General features: G+C 65.0%; 6 protein-coding genes and 6 pseudogenes. 5 read left to right on the forward strand and 7 right to left on the reverse strand.

Going from position 1 to position 17,874, the window contains the following annotated elements:
* Positions 1-20: 20 nt before the first annotated feature.
* A pseudogene (locus tag AB8Z38_RS07805) lies at positions 21-1,255 on the reverse strand (ABC transporter substrate-binding protein).
* A gap of 269 nt (positions 1,256-1,524) precedes the next feature.
* Between AB8Z38_RS07805 and AB8Z38_RS07810 the strand changes: the two are divergent.
* Positions 1,525-1,854 (forward strand): hypothetical protein, encoded by a 330-nt coding sequence (locus AB8Z38_RS07810; protein WP_369723999.1) that lies wholly within the window; start codon positions 1,525-1,527, stop codon positions 1,852-1,854.
* 138 nt (positions 1,855-1,992) lie between these two features.
* Here AB8Z38_RS07810 and AB8Z38_RS07815 read toward each other — a convergent pair whose 3' ends face one another.
* The 4 genes and pseudogenes from AB8Z38_RS07815 to AB8Z38_RS07830 all read right to left on the reverse strand — a co-directional run bounded on the left by AB8Z38_RS07815 (position 1,993) and on the right by AB8Z38_RS07830 (position 8,164).
* Positions 1,993-2,874: an NAD(P)-dependent oxidoreductase gene (locus tag AB8Z38_RS07815; RefSeq protein WP_369724000.1), complete on the reverse strand. Its 882-nt coding sequence runs from the start codon at positions 2,872-2,874 to the stop codon at positions 1,993-1,995.
* Positions 2,875-2,876: 2 nt separating this feature from the next.
* Positions 2,877-4,006: pseudogene (gene prfB / locus AB8Z38_RS07820) on the reverse strand (peptide chain release factor 2).
* Between the two features lie 107 nt (positions 4,007-4,113).
* Positions 4,114-6,617: pseudogene (locus tag AB8Z38_RS07825) on the reverse strand (penicillin-binding protein 1A).
* 246 nt (positions 6,618-6,863) lie between these two features.
* Positions 6,864-8,164: pseudogene (locus AB8Z38_RS07830) on the reverse strand (N-acetylmuramoyl-L-alanine amidase).
* 707 nt (positions 8,165-8,871) lie between these two features.
* On the opposite strand from AB8Z38_RS07830, the pseudogene AB8Z38_RS07835 reads away from it, so the two are divergent.
* Positions 8,872-11,948: pseudogene (locus AB8Z38_RS07835) on the forward strand (Rne/Rng family ribonuclease).
* A gap of 65 nt (positions 11,949-12,013) precedes the next feature.
* Here the strand turns inward: AB8Z38_RS07835 and AB8Z38_RS07840 are convergent.
* Positions 12,014-12,694, reverse strand: coding sequence for a helix-turn-helix domain-containing protein (locus AB8Z38_RS07840; RefSeq protein WP_369724001.1), 681 nt, complete (start codon positions 12,692-12,694; stop codon positions 12,014-12,016).
* Positions 12,695-12,903: 209 nt separating this feature from the next.
* On the opposite strand from AB8Z38_RS07840, the gene AB8Z38_RS07845 reads away from it, so the two are divergent.
* Genes AB8Z38_RS07845 through AB8Z38_RS07855 form a run of 3 tightly spaced genes read left to right on the forward strand, consistent with a single transcriptional unit; the run spans position 12,904 to position 16,928 of the window.
* On the forward strand, positions 12,904-14,400 hold the full coding sequence (locus AB8Z38_RS07845) for an amidase (RefSeq protein WP_369724003.1): 1,497 nt from the start codon (positions 12,904-12,906) through the stop codon (positions 14,398-14,400).
* Positions 14,401-14,451: 51 nt separating this feature from the next.
* Positions 14,452-15,678, forward strand: a complete 1,227-nt coding sequence (locus AB8Z38_RS07850) for an MFS transporter (RefSeq protein WP_369724005.1) — start codon at positions 14,452-14,454, stop codon at positions 15,676-15,678.
* A 17-nt stretch (positions 15,679-15,695) separates the two neighbouring features.
* Positions 15,696-16,928 (forward strand): NAD(P)/FAD-dependent oxidoreductase, encoded by a 1,233-nt coding sequence (locus tag AB8Z38_RS07855; protein ID WP_369724006.1) that lies wholly within the window; start codon positions 15,696-15,698, stop codon positions 16,926-16,928.
* Positions 16,929-16,963: 35 nt separating this feature from the next.
* Here the strand turns inward: AB8Z38_RS07855 and AB8Z38_RS07860 are convergent.
* Positions 16,964-17,795: pseudogene (locus tag AB8Z38_RS07860) on the reverse strand (helix-turn-helix transcriptional regulator).
* Between the last annotated feature and the right edge of the window lie 79 nt (positions 17,796-17,874).

Consider the following 17,874-nt stretch of genomic DNA (forward strand, 5'->3'; position numbering starts at 1 on the left):
GGGCCGGCAGCCAGCCCTGACTACTGGCCGCGCTCGTGGCCGACTTCGCCGGTGATGACGTCGCCGAACAGCTCCCAGGCCTGCCCGTTGAAGCGCATCAGCTGCATCTGCTCGATCGGGAAGTAATCGTCCGGCGAGGTGTTGACCATGATGCCGGGCAGCATCAAATCGGTGTGGAAGTCTTTCAGGTTCGCGGCCTGCTTCATGACGTTGTCGCGCGTGAGAGTGTCGCCGCACTGCTTCAACACCTGCGCCATCGCCTCGGCCTGCACGTAGCCGTAGACGTTGTTGGCATTGGTCTTGTCGCCGTCGGGATAATATTTGTCCATGAATTCGCGCCATTCACCACGGCCGGATCCTTGTCCCACGTCGGGTCGGTCGGGTCCTTCAGATAGACGGTCGAGATGATGTCCTTGGAATAATCGAGCCCTGCGGGCTTGAGCACCGAGGCGACCGAGGTCGCGGTGTTGGCGAGGAAGAACTTCGGCTTCCAGCCGAGCTCGCCGACCTTGCGGATCGCCTGCGCCGAACCTTTCGGCGCCGCCCATGAGAAGAAGATGTCGGCGCCGGAATCGTGCAAGGCGACGATCTGCGAATCGATCGAGGGATCGCTGACCTCGTAGGATTTGTCGGCGATGATCATGCTGGCCTTGTCGCCGAGCCCGTCCTTCAGGCCCTTGAACTGGTCTTTGCCGGCGTCGTCGTTCTGCCAGAACACCGCGATCTTGCCGTTCGGAAAATTGTCTCGGATGTACTTGGCGTAGATGCGCCCCTCGCTCTGGTAGTTGGGCTGGAAGCCCATGGTCCATGGGAAATTCTTGGGGTCGCCGAACTTGGTGCCGCCGGAGGCGACGAACAGCTGCGGCACCTTCTTGGCGTTCATGTATTTCATGATCGCAGAGTTCGACGGCGTGCCGAGCGCCTGGAAGATCAGCAGCACCTCGTCGCTCTCGACCAGCTTGCGCGCCTGCTCGATCGCCTTCGGCGGGGAGTAGGCGTCGTCATAGCTGATGAAGTTGATCTTGCGGCCGTTGATCCCGCCCTGGTCGTTGATCATCTTGAAGAAGGCGGCCTCGGTCTTGCCGATCACGCCATAGGACGACGCCGGCCCGCTATAGGGCATGATGTTGCCGATCTTGATTTCGGTGTCGGTCGCTCCGGGGTCGTATTTCTTCTGCGCCAGCGCCGGTGTCATGGCCACTATGGCGGCAGTAAACATGGCGAGGGCAGCAAGGCTTTTGCGACGACCCGACATCGTTCTCTCCCGGTGTTTTCTAGTCTTGTTTTGCCGGGAGTGTCGCAAGGCGAGCGGCGGCTGGCAAGCCGCACGAATTTCCGCGGCATGAAACGCAGAACCGGGACTTGCGGCATGCGCTGCAACAGATTGTTCGTCAATGACGAGCAACGCGCTACCAATGAACATTGCAGGCACGGCGTCGACCATGGGCGGGCGGCGCGACATCTCCTTTCCGCCGCAATCCTCGCGTGTTGTTCCATCGCCGGCACGGGATGGAGGACGACGCGATGAAATTACTTACAAGCGGCATCATAAGCGCAAGTCTGATGTTGGGATGCTCTTTGCTGATCGCCCCAATGGCTCTCGCGGCGCCGCAGACATGCTCGGTCGAGAAGCTTCAGGGCCGCTATGTGTTTACTGGTCAGGGCACGAACTATCATTACGGCGCGTTTGACTTCGACGGGGCAGGAAAGTTTTCGGGCAAACAGACCTCCCTGCGTCATGCGATCGTTCAACGTGAAGCTCTCAATGGCACGTACACGATTGATCAGGACTGCACGGGAACGATCACCCTCAAGGTCAACCCGGTGGCACCGCACACTGGGACGTCTTCTTGACCGATGACGGGAAGAAGGGACGCATGATCCGAACCGATTCCGGTGTGGCGGGCGTCCGCACCTTCGAGCAATAAAGCAGCTCAAATCAACGGCTCGTCCTGACGGTCGATCTGCATTTGGGGTTGGGAGCGCCGGCGATCAGACCGCGCCTTTCGGCCGCGACACTAGCTCGATCATCTTGCCTTCATCGTCGTCGGGCATGGCAGCCTTTGCGCGCGCATAGGATTCGACCGCGGCGCGCGCGACCAGCGGTTTGTCGGCAAGCAGGCTCTCGGCGAGCTTCACGGCATAGGCGGCGTCCTTGTGCCGCAGCGCCGACGTAAACGTCGCTCCGGAAAAATCGCGGGCGACCATGCGCCTGGAATGACGCTGCACCTGCGGGCTCGCGGCGACGCCGGCCTGAATCGAGTCCAGCACGAGGTTCATGTCGAGCCCGGCTTGTTCGGCGATCGCAAGCCCCTCGGCCAGGCCCGCGATCTGAATCGCGCCCATCAAATTGTTGATGAGCTTGTAGACCGTGCCGGAGCCGACCGCGCCGAAATGGCGAATGGTCGAGCCGATCGGTTCGAGGAACGGCCGCGCGCGCTCGAGGTCGGCCGCGTCGGCGCCCACCAGCAGCGTCAGCTTTCCGGCTGCCGCCGCATCCGGCAACCCCGTCACGGGGCAGTCGATGTAGATCAGCCCGCGTGCGTTCATCTCGCGGCCCATTTCGCGAGCGTGGTCATAGGAGACGGTCGAGCATTCGATCGCGATGGTGCCGGCCTTCGCCGACTTGGCTGCGCCATTGAGTCCCAGCCAGACCGCCCGGGAGGCCTCGTCGTCGGCAACCATGGTCACGACGGCGTCGGCATCGATCGCGGCATCTTCAGGCGAGGTCGCCCAATGCGCGCCGCGCGCGATCAGGTCCCCGGCCTTCGCGTTGCTGCGATTCCACAGCGCCACCGTGAAGCCCGCATCGAGATAGCGGCCGGCCATGCCGTGGCCCATCCGCCCAAGCCCGATAAAGGCGACGCGGGTCACGGCTAATCCACGTCCTCGATCTCGGAGGTCACGGTGCCGAACGCGCGCTGCGCCAGCGTCGCGGCCATGAAGTCGTCGAGCTCGCCGTTGAGCACGCCCGAGGTGTCCGAGGTCTGCACGCCCGTGCGCAGATCCTTCACCATCTGATAGGGCTGGAGTACGTAGAGCGGATCTGGTGGCCCCAGCCGATATCGGTCTTGGCGGCCTGGTCGGCAGCGGCCTTCTCTTCGCGCCGCTTCAGCTCCATCTGGTAGAGCCGCGCGCGCAGCATGTCCCAGGCCTGCGCCCGGTTCTTGTGCTGGGAGCGGCCGGCCTGGCAGACCACCGCGACGCCGGTCGGAATATGCGTCAACCGCACCGCGGATTCGGTCTTGTTGACGTGCTGGCCGCCAGCGCCGCCGGAGCGCATGGTGTCGACGCGGACGTCGGATTCCTTGATGTCGATCTTGATGCTGTCGTCGATCACCGGAAACACCGCGACCGACGAGAACGAGGTGTGTCGCCGTGCGTTGGAATCGAACGGCGAGATCCGCACCAGGCGGTGCACGCCGGCCTCGGTCTTCAGCCAGCCATAGGCGTTGTGACCGGAGACCTGGATGGTTGCGGACTTGATGCCGGCCTCTTCGCCGTCCGACTCTTCCATCACCTCGACCTTGAAGCCGCGGTTTTCCGCCCAGCGCGTATACATGCGCAGCAGCATCTGCGCCCAGTCCTGGCTTTCGGTGCCGCCGGCGCCGGCATGGACTTCGAGATAGGAATCGAAACTATCGGCCTCGCCCGACAGCAGCGCTTCGAGCTCGCGCCGGGCGACTTCCTTCTTCAAGGTTTTCAGCGCGGCTTCGGCTTCCGCGACCACGCCGTCATCGCCCTCGGCCTCGCCGAGCTCGATCATGCCGATATCGTCTTCGAGCTCACGCTCGACCTTGCCAATGCCCGAGAGCGATCCTCAAGCGAGGTGCGCTCCTGCATCAGCTTCTGGGCCTTCTGGGGATCGTTCCAGAGGTTGGGATCTTCTGCGAGCTTGTTCAGCTCAGCGAGGCGCGCCGTCGATTTCTCGACGTCAAAGATGCCTCCTCAGCAGCCCGACTGACTGCTTGATCTCTTCTACCAACCGTTCGATTTCGGCGCGCATGTCGTTCTCTGGTCTCGCGGGGATGTCCGCGTCTGATTGCAACGCCGATGTAGCGGCGACGGCTGCAAAGCGCAACCGCTGCCCTCGCCGGTCTCCGGCGTTATCCGCTAGTACAGCCCGCCGGTGCCGGGACGCATGAAGAAGCCGGAATCAGGCTGCTGCTGCGACGGCGGCGCGCCGCGCCGTCGGCGTCGGCCACACCGATGACCGAGTAATTGTCCGGCGGCGCCGTGCCGGGCTTGAAGGCTTCGAGGATTGTTCCCGACGTCTGACCGGGAGCGGCGCGCATGCCGGATTTGGCATCGACCCTGATCAGCTTGATGCCGGCGGGCACCTTGAACGGCACAGCGGGCTTGTCGGCGAGCGCAAGCTTGAGGAAATCGCGCGCGATGGGGGCTGCCAGATGACCGCCGGTGGCGGCGTTGCCTCTGCCGAGCGGCCGTGGTTTGTCGTAGCCCATGTAGATGGCGACCGCGACATCCGGCGAGAAGCCGACAAACCAGGCGTCCTTCGCCTCGTTGGTCGTGCCGGTCTTGCCGGCGATCGGCTTCCCGACTTCCCTCACGACGGTCGCGGTACCCGCCTGGACCACGCCTTCCATCAGCTCGGTGATCTGATAGGCAGTCATGGGGTCCAGCACCTGCTCGCGGCGGTCGATCAGCTGCGGCTCAGGCTGGTTCTTCCAGCCGCCCGGAGCGTCGCAGCCGCGGCATTCGCGCTGGTCGTGCTTGAAGATGGTGTGTCCGTAGCGATCCTGGATGCGGTCGATCAAGGTCGGCTTCACGCGGCGGCCGCCATTGGCCAGCATCGAATAGGCCGTGACCATGCGCATCGCCGTGGTTTCGCCGGCACCGAGCGCATAGGAGAGATAATTCGGCAGCTCGTCATAGACGCCGAAGCGGCGCGCATATTCGCCGATCAGGGGCATGCCGATGTCCTGGGCGAGCCGCACCGTCACCGTGTTGAGCGATTGGCGCAGAGCGTTCCGCAGTGTCACCGGTCCCTGATACTTGTTCGTCGAGAAGTTTTCCGGCCGCCACACGCCGGCGCCCTGCCCCTGGTCGATTTCGATGGGAGCATCGAGCACGACGGTCGATGGCGTATAGCCGTTGTCCAGCGCCGCCGAATAGACGATCGGCTTGAACGACGAACCGGGCTGCCGATAGGCTTGGGTGGCGCGGTTGAACTGGCTCTGGTCGAACGAGAAGCCGCCGACCATCGCGAGCACGCGCCCGGTCCAGGGATCCATCACCACCATCGCGCCCGACACTTCGGGGATCTGGCGCAGCCGGTATTGGCCTTCGACCGGTTGCCCCTCCTTGCTGTAGAGCGGGTCGGCATAGATCACGTCGCCGGGCTGGAGCACCTGCGAAACGGCAGACGCCGCGCGGCCCTTGGCGGCTCCCGTCGCCGCCTTCGCCCACTTGACGCCATCGAGGGTAATGAGGCCGGTCTCGCGCTGCTTGCTGATGGCACCGCCGAGCTCGCGGGTCGGCTGGAAGCCGATCCGCGCCGACTGATCGCTGGTCTCCAGCACCACCGCCATGCGCCATGGCGAGATGTCGGAGAGCGACTTGATCTCGGCGAGCTTCACGCCCCAATCGCCCGAAATATCGAGTTTGCTGATGGCGCCGCGATAGCCCTGCTGCTCGTCATAATTCACGAGGCCGGCGACCATGGTCTTGCGCGCCATGACCTGGATCTTCGGATCGAGCGTGGTGCGCACCGAAAGACCGCCCTCGTACAGTTTCTTCTCGCCATAGCGCTCGAAGATGTCGCGGCGGACTTCCTCGGCGAAATATTCGCCGGCGAAGGTGTGGGCGCCGTTGGAACGGTTGGTGACGACGAGCGGCTCCTTGCGCGCCTTGTCAGCGTCAGCCTGCTTGATCCAGCCGTTCTCCTGGAGGCGATCGATCACGTAATTGCGGCGCTCGATGGCGCGGTCGCGGTTACGCACCGGATGCAAGGTCGCCGGCATCTTCGGCAACGCCGCGAGATACGCCGCTTCCGCAACCGTGAGCTCGTTCACCGACTTGTCGAAATAGACGAGCGAAGCGGCGGCGATGCCGTAGGCGCCGAGGCCAAGATAGATTTCGTTGAGATAGAGCTCGAGGATCTTGTCCTTCGAATAGGTCTTCTCAATCCGCATCGCGAGCAAGGCTTCCTTGATCTTGCGGGCGAACGAGACCTCATTGGTCAGAAGGAAGTTCTTCGCGACCTGCTGGGTGATGGTGGAAGCACCCTGCGGACGGCGGTTGGAGCCGTAGTTCTGCAGATAGACCAGACCGGCGCGGGCCATGCCGGTGTAGTCGATACCGCCGTGCTCGTAGAAATTCTTGTCCTCGGCGGCGAGGAACGCGTTGATCACGAGTTTCGGCACCGCCTGGATCGGCAGGTACAGCCGCCGCTCCTTGGCGTATTCACCGAGCAGCGAACCGTCGGTCGCGTGCACGCGGGTCATTACCGGCGGCTCGTAATCCTGAAGCTGAGAGTAATCCGGCAAGTCCTTGGAGAAATGCCAGATCAGGCCTGCCACGGCACCGACACCGACAAGGAACAGCACCGTTCCTGCGGCGAACAGGAAGCCCATGAACCGCACCAGCAAGCGCATTATCTGTTTATCCGTTCAAACCTGGATCAGCCCATAGGCGCCCGAAACGGCCGCCATCCTCACGTCGCGAATTCACCGGCGTACTCAATCACATCAAAGCCGGAGCGAAACACGCTTGCCGAGCGGGATTCTCGTCGATTCCGGAACCCGCTTCGCCGGTTTTATAAAGCGCCCGCTGTGGCCAAACTAGGGCTTAACAGCGGGACCCGACATTCCCCCCTTAATTGCCCCTCTTAACTGCCCTTCTCAATTGCCCGGGGCCGCCGTCGCCATCTGCTTGGCCAGGAACGCGTCGATCGCCTGGCCCATCGAGGCCACGGCACGCGACCGCCAGCCTTCGGAAACCAGGTGCTCGAGGTCGCCCTTGTTGGAGACATAGCCGATCTCGACCAGCACCGAGGGCACGTCAGGCGCTTTCAGCACCCGGAATCCGGCCGACTTCAGCGGGTGCTTGTGCATCCGCACCGTCGACTTCATTTCGCCCATCAAGAGGTGGGCGAAACGGTTTGAAAAGGTGCGGGTTTCCCGCTGCGTAAGGTCGATCAGGATGTCGGCGACGTCGGTCGGCTCCTCCGCGAGGTTGAAGCCGGCGATCGCGTCCGCGCGGTTTTCGGAGTCCGCCAGCCGCTCGGCCTCGGCGTCGGACGCCTTGTCCGACAGCGTGTAGATCGTGGCCCCCTGCGCATCCCCCTCCGCGCGCGGCAGTGCATCGGCATGGATCGAGACGAACAGCGCGGCCTTGAGGTTGCGGGCGATCTTGGTGCGGTCATTGAGCGGAATGAAGGTGTCGTCGTCCCGCGTCATCACCACGCGGTATTTGCCGGTCTTTTCCAATCGGTCGCGCAGCGCCAGTCCAAAGGCCAGCACCAGGTTCTTTTCGCTCTCGCCGCTCGACTGCGTGCCGTTGTCGATGCCGCCATGGCCGGGATCGATCACGACGATGGGACGGCCGTCAGCCGGCGCGCCGGGTTTCTGCGCCGGCTCGGGCGCGCCCGCGGGGACCGTTGTCGGCGGCACGCCGGCGATCGTCGGCCGCAGTTCGGGGCGGTTGTCCGGGGCGGGCGATTGCAGGAAGGCGGCCCGATCGACCTCCTCGAATTCGAGCACCAGCCGGGCCGGCTGGCCATTGGCGGCCTCCAGCACGTAGGAATTGGCGATCCTGGCAGGTCCCGTCAGGTCGAACACGATTCGGGAGCCGCCAGGCATGACGAGCCCGTAGCGGAAGGCCTTGACCAGCCCCCGCCCCCGACCCCGGTGCCCGGAGCCAGCTGAAAATTGACCTGGGGAACGTCCACCACCACCCGATACGGGTCGGCGAGCGTTGTGGCGCGGAAGCTGACGGTCTGGTCGAGGTCGAGAATGAAGCGGGTCTGCTTGCCGTCGCCAGCCAGCCGGGCGGCCGACGCGATCGGAAAATTCGCTACCGCAACAGAGGGTTGCGGCTGGCTTTCCGCTGCGCTCAGGCGCGAGGAATCGGCGTATGGCAGGGCTGCCGCACAAACAAGCGCACATCCCAGCAAAACCCGTTGATTGGTGCGGCTCGCCACCGATTCCGTGCCTCCGAGCAGCCTCTTTAACGCAATAGAACCACAGGGTTAATCCATCCTTAATGACACAGGCGCGAAACTCGCTGACTGTGACCGGCGTGCGACGCTCCCTTGCACCGGTGGCCTATTCCTCGTATGTACGAAGTGCTGACGGCCGATAATTTCCGGTTGTGTCGCATTCAGCCTCCCGGTGCAGCGCCGGAACTCTCAAGGTCTGGGAATTCCAGCGTTTTTCCGTTCTCCTCTAAGACCAGCGCGGTGCGCGGCAGCGAGGTGGAGCGGGGCAAGCCCCGGCGGCGAACGGTCCCTGGCTACCACTCGCGTATCGGGGACAGTTTCGACAGCGACATAACCCGTTACCCGGTCCCTTGATCCCAAGGGAGCGATTCGTGATCCCAGGGCGAGCGCACCCGCGCCATGCCTGGCCAACAGCAACTGATTAAAGGGCGGCCCCGCCGTCCGATGTTTCATACGGGCCGACGCTTGATGCGCCAGACTGTGCCGACGAATTCTGAAGGATCATTCGCGACGCTGCGGAGCGAAACTCCCGCGCGCCGCCTTGGTCCTCCGGCTTCCGATTCGGCAAGGCGCGAGAGACGGCGTTTCGGCCTTCCCCTCACCCCCCGAATCAGGTGGACCGTCGCGTCACCCGGCAGCGCAGATCGCGCCCACGGTGAATCGCGCCCGCCGCCGCCAAGAGTTAAGACATGCCCAACAAGATGTTGATCGATGCCACCCACCCGGAAGAGACCCGGGTTGTCGTGGTCCGCGGCAATCGCGTCGAAGAGTTTGATTTCGAGACCGCGCAACGCAAGCAACTACGCGGGAACATCTATCTCGCCAAGGTCACCCGGGTCGAACCCTCGCTTCAGGCCGCCTTCGTCGAATATGGCGGCAACCGCCACGGCTTCCTCGCCTTCAGCGAAATCCATCCCGACTATTACCAGATCCCGGTCGCCGACCGGCAGGCGCTGATCGAGGCCGAAGAGCAGGCCCATCGCGAAGCCGAGGAAGAGAGCGAGAACCGCTCCCAAGGCCGCCGCCGCTCGCGCCATCGCAACTCCCGCCGCCGCGGTCATGGCGAGCGTGTCCAGAGCGAGATCGTCGGTGCCGGTCCGACTGCCCAGCCGGTCGAGGGCGGGCACCTGCCGGAGCACACCGAAGGCGCTCCGCACGAGGGCGAGCATCTGCACGCCGACGCGGACCATCACGGCGAGCACGAAGGCCACGATCACCACGACCATCACGACCACGACCATGGCGAACATGATCACGATGATCATCATGCCCATGATGATGGTCACCATCACGATCATGACGACCATGGTCATGACGGCGAGCACGATCATCACGACCACGATCATCATCACGACCATGGTCATGCCGACGAGATGCCCGCGCCGGTTGCAGCCGTCGGCGCCGAGCCCGCGGTCGCGACAGAGACCGCCGAGCCGCACGAAGCCGCCGCTTCCGAAGCGCACGCTGAGGCTCTCGCCGAAGCCGTGACATCTGCCGCAGAACCGGCCGATGCCGTGTACTCTGCCGGGGTGAGCGTCGAGGCTCCTCATCAGCCGTCCGACGAGGAGGACGACGAAGACGAGGACGACGAGGATGCCGAAGAGGAGGTCGTCAGATCCGTAGGCGGTGACGACGTGCTCGAAGAGGTGCCCGTGCGCACCTTCCGGCCGCGCCGCCAGTACAAGATCCAGGAAGTCATCAAGCGCCGCCAGGTGATGCTGGTGCAGGTCGTCAAGGAAGAGCGCGGCAACAAGGGCGCAGCTCTGACGACCTATCTCTCGCTCGCCGGCCGCTATGCCGTCCTGATGCCGAACACCGCCCGTGGCGGCGGTATCAGCCGCAAGATCACCAGCGCCCAGGATCGTTCCCGGTTGAAGGAAGTGGTGCAGGATCTCGACGTGCCCGAGGGCATGGGCATCATCCTGCGCACGGCAGGCGCTGCCCGCACCAAGCCCGAGATCAAGCGCGACTTCGAATATCTGATCCGGATGTGGGAGACGGTGCGCGACCTGACGCTGAAGTCGCAGGCCCCGACCCTCGTCTACGAGGAAGGCTCGCTGATCAAGCGCTCGCTGCGCGACCTCTACAACAAGGAGATCGACGAGATTCAGGTCGCCGGCGATCCGGCTACCGCGAAGCGCGCGACTTCATGAAGATGCTGATGCCGGCCAATGTCAGCGCGGTGAAGCAGTATCGCGACGGCCAGCCGCTGTTCTCACGCATGGGCGTCGAGAGCCAGCTGGATGCGATGTTCTCGCCGACCGTGCAGCTGCGCTCCGGCGGCTATATCGTGATCAACCAGACCGAGGCGCTGGTCTCGATCGACGTCAACTCCGGGCGCTCGACGCGCGAACACCACATCGAGGACACCGCGCTCAAGACCAATCTGGAGGCATCCGAAGAGGTCGCCCGCCAGCTTCGCCTGCGCGATCTCGCCGGCCTGATCGTCATCGACTTCATCGACATGGACGAGAAGCGCAACAACCGCGCGGTCGAACGCAAGCTGTCCGACTGCCTGCGGCAGGATCGCGCCCGCATCCAGGTCGGCCGCATCTCGCATTTCGGCCTGCTGGAGATGTCGCGGCAGCGCATCCGCGCCAGCGTGCTGGAATCCTCGACCGATCCGTGCCCGCATTGCGGCGGCACCGGCCACGTCCGTTCGGTCTCCTCGGTTGCGCTGCAGCTGCTGCGCGGCCTGGAAGAGATCCTGATGAAGGGCGCGACCCACAATCTCGTGGTGCGCACCCGCACCGACGTCGCGCTCTATGTGCTGAACCACAAGCGCGGTCATCTGCGCGATCTCGAAAACGGATTCAAGGTCACGTTGTCGGTGATCGCCGATCCGACCGTGAGCGGGCCGCAGGCCTATGTGATCGACCGCGGCGAGCAGGTGCACACGCTCGAGGCTGCCAAGGCTTTGCTGGCCGCACAGGCGGCCGCAAGCCCGCCGCCCCTCGCCGAAGAGGCCTATGACGAAGAGGAGTTCGATCCGGAGACCGAATCCGAGGTCGAAACCGAAGAGACCGAAGGGCTCGCCGAGGAGCTAGCTGCCGGCGAAGCTGCGCCCGATCAGGACGGCCAGCGCCGCAAGCGCCGCCGGCGTCGGCGCGGTCGCGGCGGCCCGCGCGAGGGTGAGTCTCGCGAGGATGGCGGGCCCGCATTGCCCGAGGGCGCTATCGCGGCTGCCGAAGCAGAAGAGGACGCCGAGCCGGAGGGCGAGGAGCAGGCGGGTCAGCCTCGCGGCGAGCAGGACGCCGGGGCGGATCGTCGGCGCCGGCGTGGTCGCCGAGGTGGACGCCGTCGGCGCGGTGGTGGCGAGGAAGGTCTCGCCGGCTCCATCGGCGATGATCTCGCTGCCAGTGCGCCGTCCGAAGCGACAGATGCCGTTGCCGATTTTGACGGGTCGGCCGGCGAGGCTGCGCCCTCGATTGCGCATTCCGAAGAGATCAATGCGGTCGAGCCGCAGGTCGCTCAGCCTGAGCCGCGCGCCGAGTCGCAAGCCGAAGCCCGAGCCCAGCCGCAGCCCGCAATCGCAGAGGAAGAGCCCGCCGACGACAAGGCCGCAAGGCGCCGCTCCACGGTCCGGGAAAAGGTGAGCTTCCTGTCGAGCAGCCAGCCCGAGTCCGCAGCTCCGGTGTTACCAGCTCCGGAGCCGGTTGCTCCGCCTGCGCCTACGCCGGAACCCGCACCGGCAGCCGCATCCGAAACGCCGGCCGCACCGCGTCGCGCCGGCTGGTGGTCGCGCCGATTCGGCGGCGGCGAATAGAACCAACGCTCAATAGAAAACGCCCGGCCTGGCCGGGCGTTTTTCGTTTCAGGCTCGCGACACCGCTACGACGGCAGTTCGTCATCACCGGCCGGCGCCACGTCGCGCGATGCGATCTGGCGGAGCTGGTCGTAGAGATCGGGCGCCTCGCTGGTGCAGAGACAGACGCCCTTGGCGGACGGTGCCTCGCCGGCGTTGAGGTAGGCGTGGCCCATGGTGCTGTCGAGATAGATGCCGTCGCCCTCGCCAAGGATCTCGGGCGAATAGAACTCGGTGTGGACGGCGACGCGTCCGCTCGTCACCAGAAAATACTCTTCGCCGGCATGGCGCAGCAGCGGACCGAACTCGTCCAGCGAGCGGGCGCGGACCTCGGCCATGATCGGCACCATGCGTTTGCCGATCAGGTCGGTGCATTGATAGGTGTAGGTGTAGAACTTCGTCGTGATGATTTGCCCCTGCCCGCCCCGGCAGATGCTCCGTCGCGCGGTCACCGGTCGCCCCTGCACAGGGGTTGCGGAGGCCGGATTGAACAGCTCCGCAATCTCCATCTTCAGGCCTGAGGTGAGCTGAAGCAGCTTGTCATAGGTCAGCGACATCAGGCCGTTCTCGACCTTCGAGAGGGTCGAGAGCGCCATGCCGGTCCGCTCCGCCACCTGCTTCAGCGTCAGGCCGCGGGCCTGGCGGGCGGCCTTGAGGCATTGCCCCAGCTGGGAATTCGCACCGTCGGGCGTGGTGATCTCGCTCATGCAGCAATCCTAGCACGGCAACTGAAAACTTTGTTGGCCGATGCGTCTAATCTTTTCGACCAAACTCACCACCATGCGTCCTGCATGTCAGTCGGACGGGCAATAATCCCATCATTTGTGCACGAAGCGCCCCGGTCTGACGAATATTGGTGCGCCGTTCCCACTTTCCGATATGCTAAATTGTTTTCACAATCTGAAAGGATGCGGCGTTGTCAGGACTTTGCGACACGAGCGCCGTTGAACTGCGCCGCCTGTTGGCCGCGCGGGCGATCTCGCCCGTCGAGCTGCTCGACGCCTGCCTGTCGCGCATCTCCACCATCAATCCGGCCGTCAACGCCGTCGTCACGCTCGACGAACCGGGCGCGCGTGCCGCAGCCAAGGCGGCCGAAGCCGCCATCCTGCGCGGCGAGGATCGTGGCGCGCTGCACGGGCTCCCTGTCCTCATCAAGGATACCCAGGACACCGCCGGCCTGCGCACCACCTATGGCAGCCCCCTGTTGCGCGACAATGTACCGGCCGCCGATCAGGGCTCGGTCGCGCGGCTGCGCGCCGCCGGCGCCATCATCTTCGGTAAGACCAACACGCCGGAATGGGCGGCGGGCGGCAACACCCGCAATCCCGTGTTCGGCGCCACCGGCAATCCCTTCGATCCCATGCGCTCGGCCGCCGGCTCCTCCGGCGGATCGGCGGTGGCGCTCGCCTGCGGCATGGCTCCGCTCGCCTCGGGCTCAGACACCGGCGGGTCCTTGCGCAACCCGGCAGGCTTCTCCGGGATCGTCGGCATGCGTCCCTCCTACGGCGTGGTGGCGAGCGAAAAGCGCGCCTTCGGCTGGTCCAATCTGTCGACCGATGGGCCGATGGCGCGCAACGTCGGAGACACCGCGCTGATGCTGTCGGTGATGGCGAGCGACGACGCGCGCGATCCGCTCGCCTACACGCTGCCCGGCGAGCCCGTGCGCGGCCGCGGTGAACGCTGGGCCGCGCCGCGTCCCGCAGATCTTCGCAAGCTGCGTCTTGCTTTCACTGAAGACTTCGGCTTCGCACCGACCGAGCAGGCCATCCGCCGCGTCTTCCGCGACCGCGTGACGAGGCTTGCGCCGCTGTTCGCCGAATGCCGCGAGGCGACGCCAGATTGCAGTGGCGCGGATCATGCCTTCGCCGTGCTGCGCGCCGACCTGTTCCTGGCGATGCACGGCAAGAACTACAAGGAGCGGCCCGAGATGCTCGGTCCGAATGTCCGCGCCAATGTCGAGGAAGGATTGAGCTACACCCTCGAAGACCACGCCCGCGCCGCAACGACGCAGACGCGGATCTATCGCGCCTATCAAAGCTTCTTCGAAAATCACGACGTGCTGGTCAGCCCGACCATCACGCTCAGCCCGCGTCCGTGGTCGGAGGTCTATCCCGCCGAGATCGACGGCGTGCCGACGAAATCCTATTTCCACTGGCTCGCGCTCGCCTACGCCGTCACGCTGGCCGGCCATCCCGCGATCAGCATTCCGCTCGGCCGCGACGAAGCCGGCCTGCCCTTCGGTCTCCAGATCGTGGGCCCACGCGGCGGCGACGCCGTCGTGCTCGCCATTGCCGCGAGCCTCGAGGCTGCCTTCGCGGACGATGCGCAATTGTGCCGGCCGGTGCCCGACCTGGCGCGATTGGCCGTGGCGCCGCCGCTGTCGGCGGCCCCAGGCTTCCTCATCTGGGAATAGATCAACACGAGCTAGCCGCGCCGCCGGATCGCCGGCACATCGGAGATGAGCATGACCGAGTTGTCGAACCGGAAGACCAGCGTCATCGCGTTCGTCCTGCTCTATATCGCCTACTGCATCTCCTATATCGACCGCGCGGCGATCTCGCTGGCGCTGGCGCAGATCGGCAAGGACTTCAATCTCCAGGCCGCCGATCTCGGCATCGTCATCAGCGCGTTCTTCCTAGGCTACGCCGCGATGCAGGTGCCGGGCGGATGGCTCTCCGACCGCTTCGGCTCGAAATATGTGGTGATCGTCACCATCGTGATGTGGTCGCTGTTCACGGCGTTCACCAGCCTCGCCTGGTCGCTGACCTCGCTGATCGCGATCCGCTTCATCTTCGGCATCGCCGAGGGTGCCTTTCCGCCGGCGAGCATTCGCGCCATCGCGGAGGTGTTCAAGAAGGACAGCCGGCCAAAGATGGCGGGGCTGCTGCTGTCGTCGAACTATGCCGGCAGCATGCTTGCGCCGCTGATCATGGCGCCCCTGATCCTCTGGCTCGGCTGGCGCCATGCGTTCAACGCGATCGGCATTGCCGGCATCGCTTTCGCGGTGTTCTATTTCGTGTTCGTTCCGTATCTCGGCCGCTCAGGCGAGACCAAGGCGGGCACGCCGGCGAAGTCCGAAAGCCGCGCGCCGATGCGCGAGCTCATGAACAATCCCCTGCTGTGGCAGCTGATGGTGGTGTGGTTCGGCCTGAGCTGCGTCAACAAGGGTCTGGATTCCTGGATGCCCCTCTATCTGCTCCAGCAGCGCGGGCTCGACCTCAAGACCGTCGGCGTGGTGGCGCCGATCCCGTTCGTGATGGCGACCATTGCGACCGCGATCGGCGGCTGGGTCATGACGACATTCTTCAACGAGCGCGAAAAATATCTGCTGATCGGCAGCTCCGCGTTGACCGGCATCTTCCTCTACGCCATGTACAAGGCGGAAACGATCACGATGCTGATCACCTACCAGTCGCTGGTCTATTTCTTCAAATCCTTCGTGCTGGCTTCGGTGATCGCGCTTCCGACCAAGCTGCTCCGTGACGACCAGATTGGATCGGGCGTCGGCATGGTCAATCTCGGCGGCCAGAGCGCGGGCTTCGTGGCCCCTGCCGCGATCGGCTTCATCGTGACCGGAACCGGATCGTTCGACGCGGCTTTCGGCTTCCTGGTCGCGATGACCGCGCTGTCCGTCGTCGTTGCCGCGACCATCAGCACGGCTCAGCCGAAGCTTGCCGTGAAGCCGGCCTGACTGGGAGAATTCGCCGAATGCAAAGCGCAATCGTCCTCGGCGGCGGCATGATCGGCGTCAGCGCGGCGCTGCATTTGCAGCGACGCGGCTGGGCAGTCACCCTCGTCGACCGCAGGGAGCCAGGCCGCGAGACCAGCTATGGCAATGCCGGAATGATCCAGGCGGAAGCCGTGCGGCCCTATGCGATGCCGCGCGACATTGCGACGCTCCTGAAGATCGCGACCGGCCGCACCAATGACGTGCGCTACAGCTTCTCGTCGCTGCATCGCCACCTCGAGCCCCTGCTCCGCTATTGGTGGCATTCGGCGCCGAAGCGGCATCGCGAAGCGATCGAGGCCTGGGCACGCCTGATCGCCTATGCGACGCCCGAGCACGAGATCCTGATCCGCGAAGCCCACGCCGACAATCTGATCCGCCGCGCCGGCTATCGCCTCTTGCATCGCGATGCCGCGGCGTTCGAGCTCGCGATCAAGACGGCGGAGCAGAACCGAGCCGATTTCGGCGTGAACTTCCGCGTGCTTTCCGGCGGCGAGCTTGCGAAAGCCGAGCCGCTGCTGCGTGACGATCTTCCCGGCGCCATCCACTGGCTCGACACCTGGACCGTCTCCGATCCCGGAGCGCTGGTCACCGCCTATTCCGAGCTGTTCCAGCGTCTCGGCGGTCGCATCCTGCTCGGTGATGCACAGACCTTGCAGCAGACCTCCTCGGGATGGTCACTGAAAACCGACAACGGACCGATCGATGCGGCCAACGTCGTCGTGACGCTCGGACCATGGTCGCCCGATCTCCTGCAAAAATTCGGCTACCGGATTCCGCTAGTCCGCAAGCGGGGCTACCACATGCACTATAGCGGCGGTCCTTCGCTCGACCTGCCGTTGGTCGATACGGCAAGGGGCTACGCCATGGGACCGATGGCGAAGGGGATCCGCATCACCACCGGCGCCGAACTGACCGGGCCTGACGCGCCGGCAACCCCGGTACAGCTCGCGAGCGCCGAGGCGTCCGCGCGAGAGCTGCTCGATCTCGGCAAGCGCGCCGAACCGGAGCCGTGGTTCGGCACCCGACCCTGCACGCCCGACATGCTGCCGGTGCTCGGACCCGCCCCGCGCCACCGCGGCCTCTGGATGAATTTCGGCCACGGCCATCAGGGCTTTACGCTCGGCCCCGCGAGCGGACGCCTGCTCGCGGAAATGATGAGCGGCGAGACACCGTCGATCGATCCGACGCCATACCGGCCGGAGCGGTTCTAGCGCGCGAGACTTTGGCGGCGAGGGTCGCGTCGCCATCACCCGGGGCGCGCGGCCAGCACATTCTTGATGCGCTCGGCATCGGCAGGCGTCGCCGGGTTGTAGATGACCATGCCGAGATCGGGCCGGCCATCCACCGCAAAAGCCGAATATTCGAACGCGATCGGGCCCAGCACGGGATGGCGCAGATGCTTGACGCCATCGCCATGGCTGCGGACATCGTTGTCGCGCCACAGCGCGGCGAATTCCGGGCTGAGGCGGCAGAGTTCGTCGACGAATTCAGCGACATGCGAGACCGCGCCGGCCCGCGCTGCGTCCGCTCTGAAGGCAGCGACGACGAAGCGAGCCACGCTCTCCCAATCATACTGCGCGGCGCGCACGCGGGGCTCGCAAAAGATCAGGCGCAGGATGTTGCGCCGTTCCGGCGGGATTTTGGCATAGTCGGTCAGCACGATGGTTGCCGCGCGATTCCAGGCGACGACGTCCCAGATTGCGGTCCTGATAATGGCAGGACTGCTCTCCAACGCATCGAGCACGCGTTGCAGCCGCGGCGACACTCTCGCTGGCCTGGTAGCGGACCTCAGGCGGGCGGCCGAGGCCGATCAGGAACAGGTGCTCGCGCTCGACATCGGTCAGCATCAAGGCGCGGGCGATGCGGTCGAGCACGTCGGCGGATGGCGCACCGCCGCGGCCCTGCTCCAGCCACGTGTACCAGGTCGGGCTGATATTGGCGCGCTGGGCCACCTCCTCGCGGCGCAGCCCGGGCGTGCGCCTGCGACTGCCGGCGAAGCCGAACGCGGCGGCGTCGAGCCGGATGCGGCGGTCCTTCAAATAGGTCCCAAGCAGGTTGTCGTTGGCGGTCTCGCTCATCCTGTTAGGTATTATACCCTGATAATCTCACTACTTTACCCGGATAACCCTAGCGCAGATGGTCGCCTCCACCAACCCT

Origin of the sequence: Bradyrhizobium sp. LLZ17 (assembly GCF_041200145.1) — a bacterium.
Taxonomy (GTDB): Bacteria; Pseudomonadota; Alphaproteobacteria; order Rhizobiales; family Xanthobacteraceae; genus Bradyrhizobium.

Coding starts and splice junctions, on each gene's coding strand:
- AB8Z38_RS07850 (WP_369724005.1), top strand. CDS start 14,452: ATGACCGAGTTGTCGAACCGGAAGACCAGCGTCATCGCGTTCGTCCTG.
- AB8Z38_RS07855 (WP_369724006.1), top strand. CDS start 15,696: ATGCAAAGCGCAATCGTCCTCGGCGGCGGCATGATCGGCGTCAGCGCG.
- AB8Z38_RS07810 (WP_369723999.1), top strand. CDS start 1,525: ATGAAATTACTTACAAGCGGCATCATAAGCGCAAGTCTGATGTTGGGA.
- AB8Z38_RS07840 (WP_369724001.1), bottom strand. CDS start 12,694: ATGAGCGAGATCACCACGCCCGACGGTGCGAATTCCCAGCTGGGGCAA.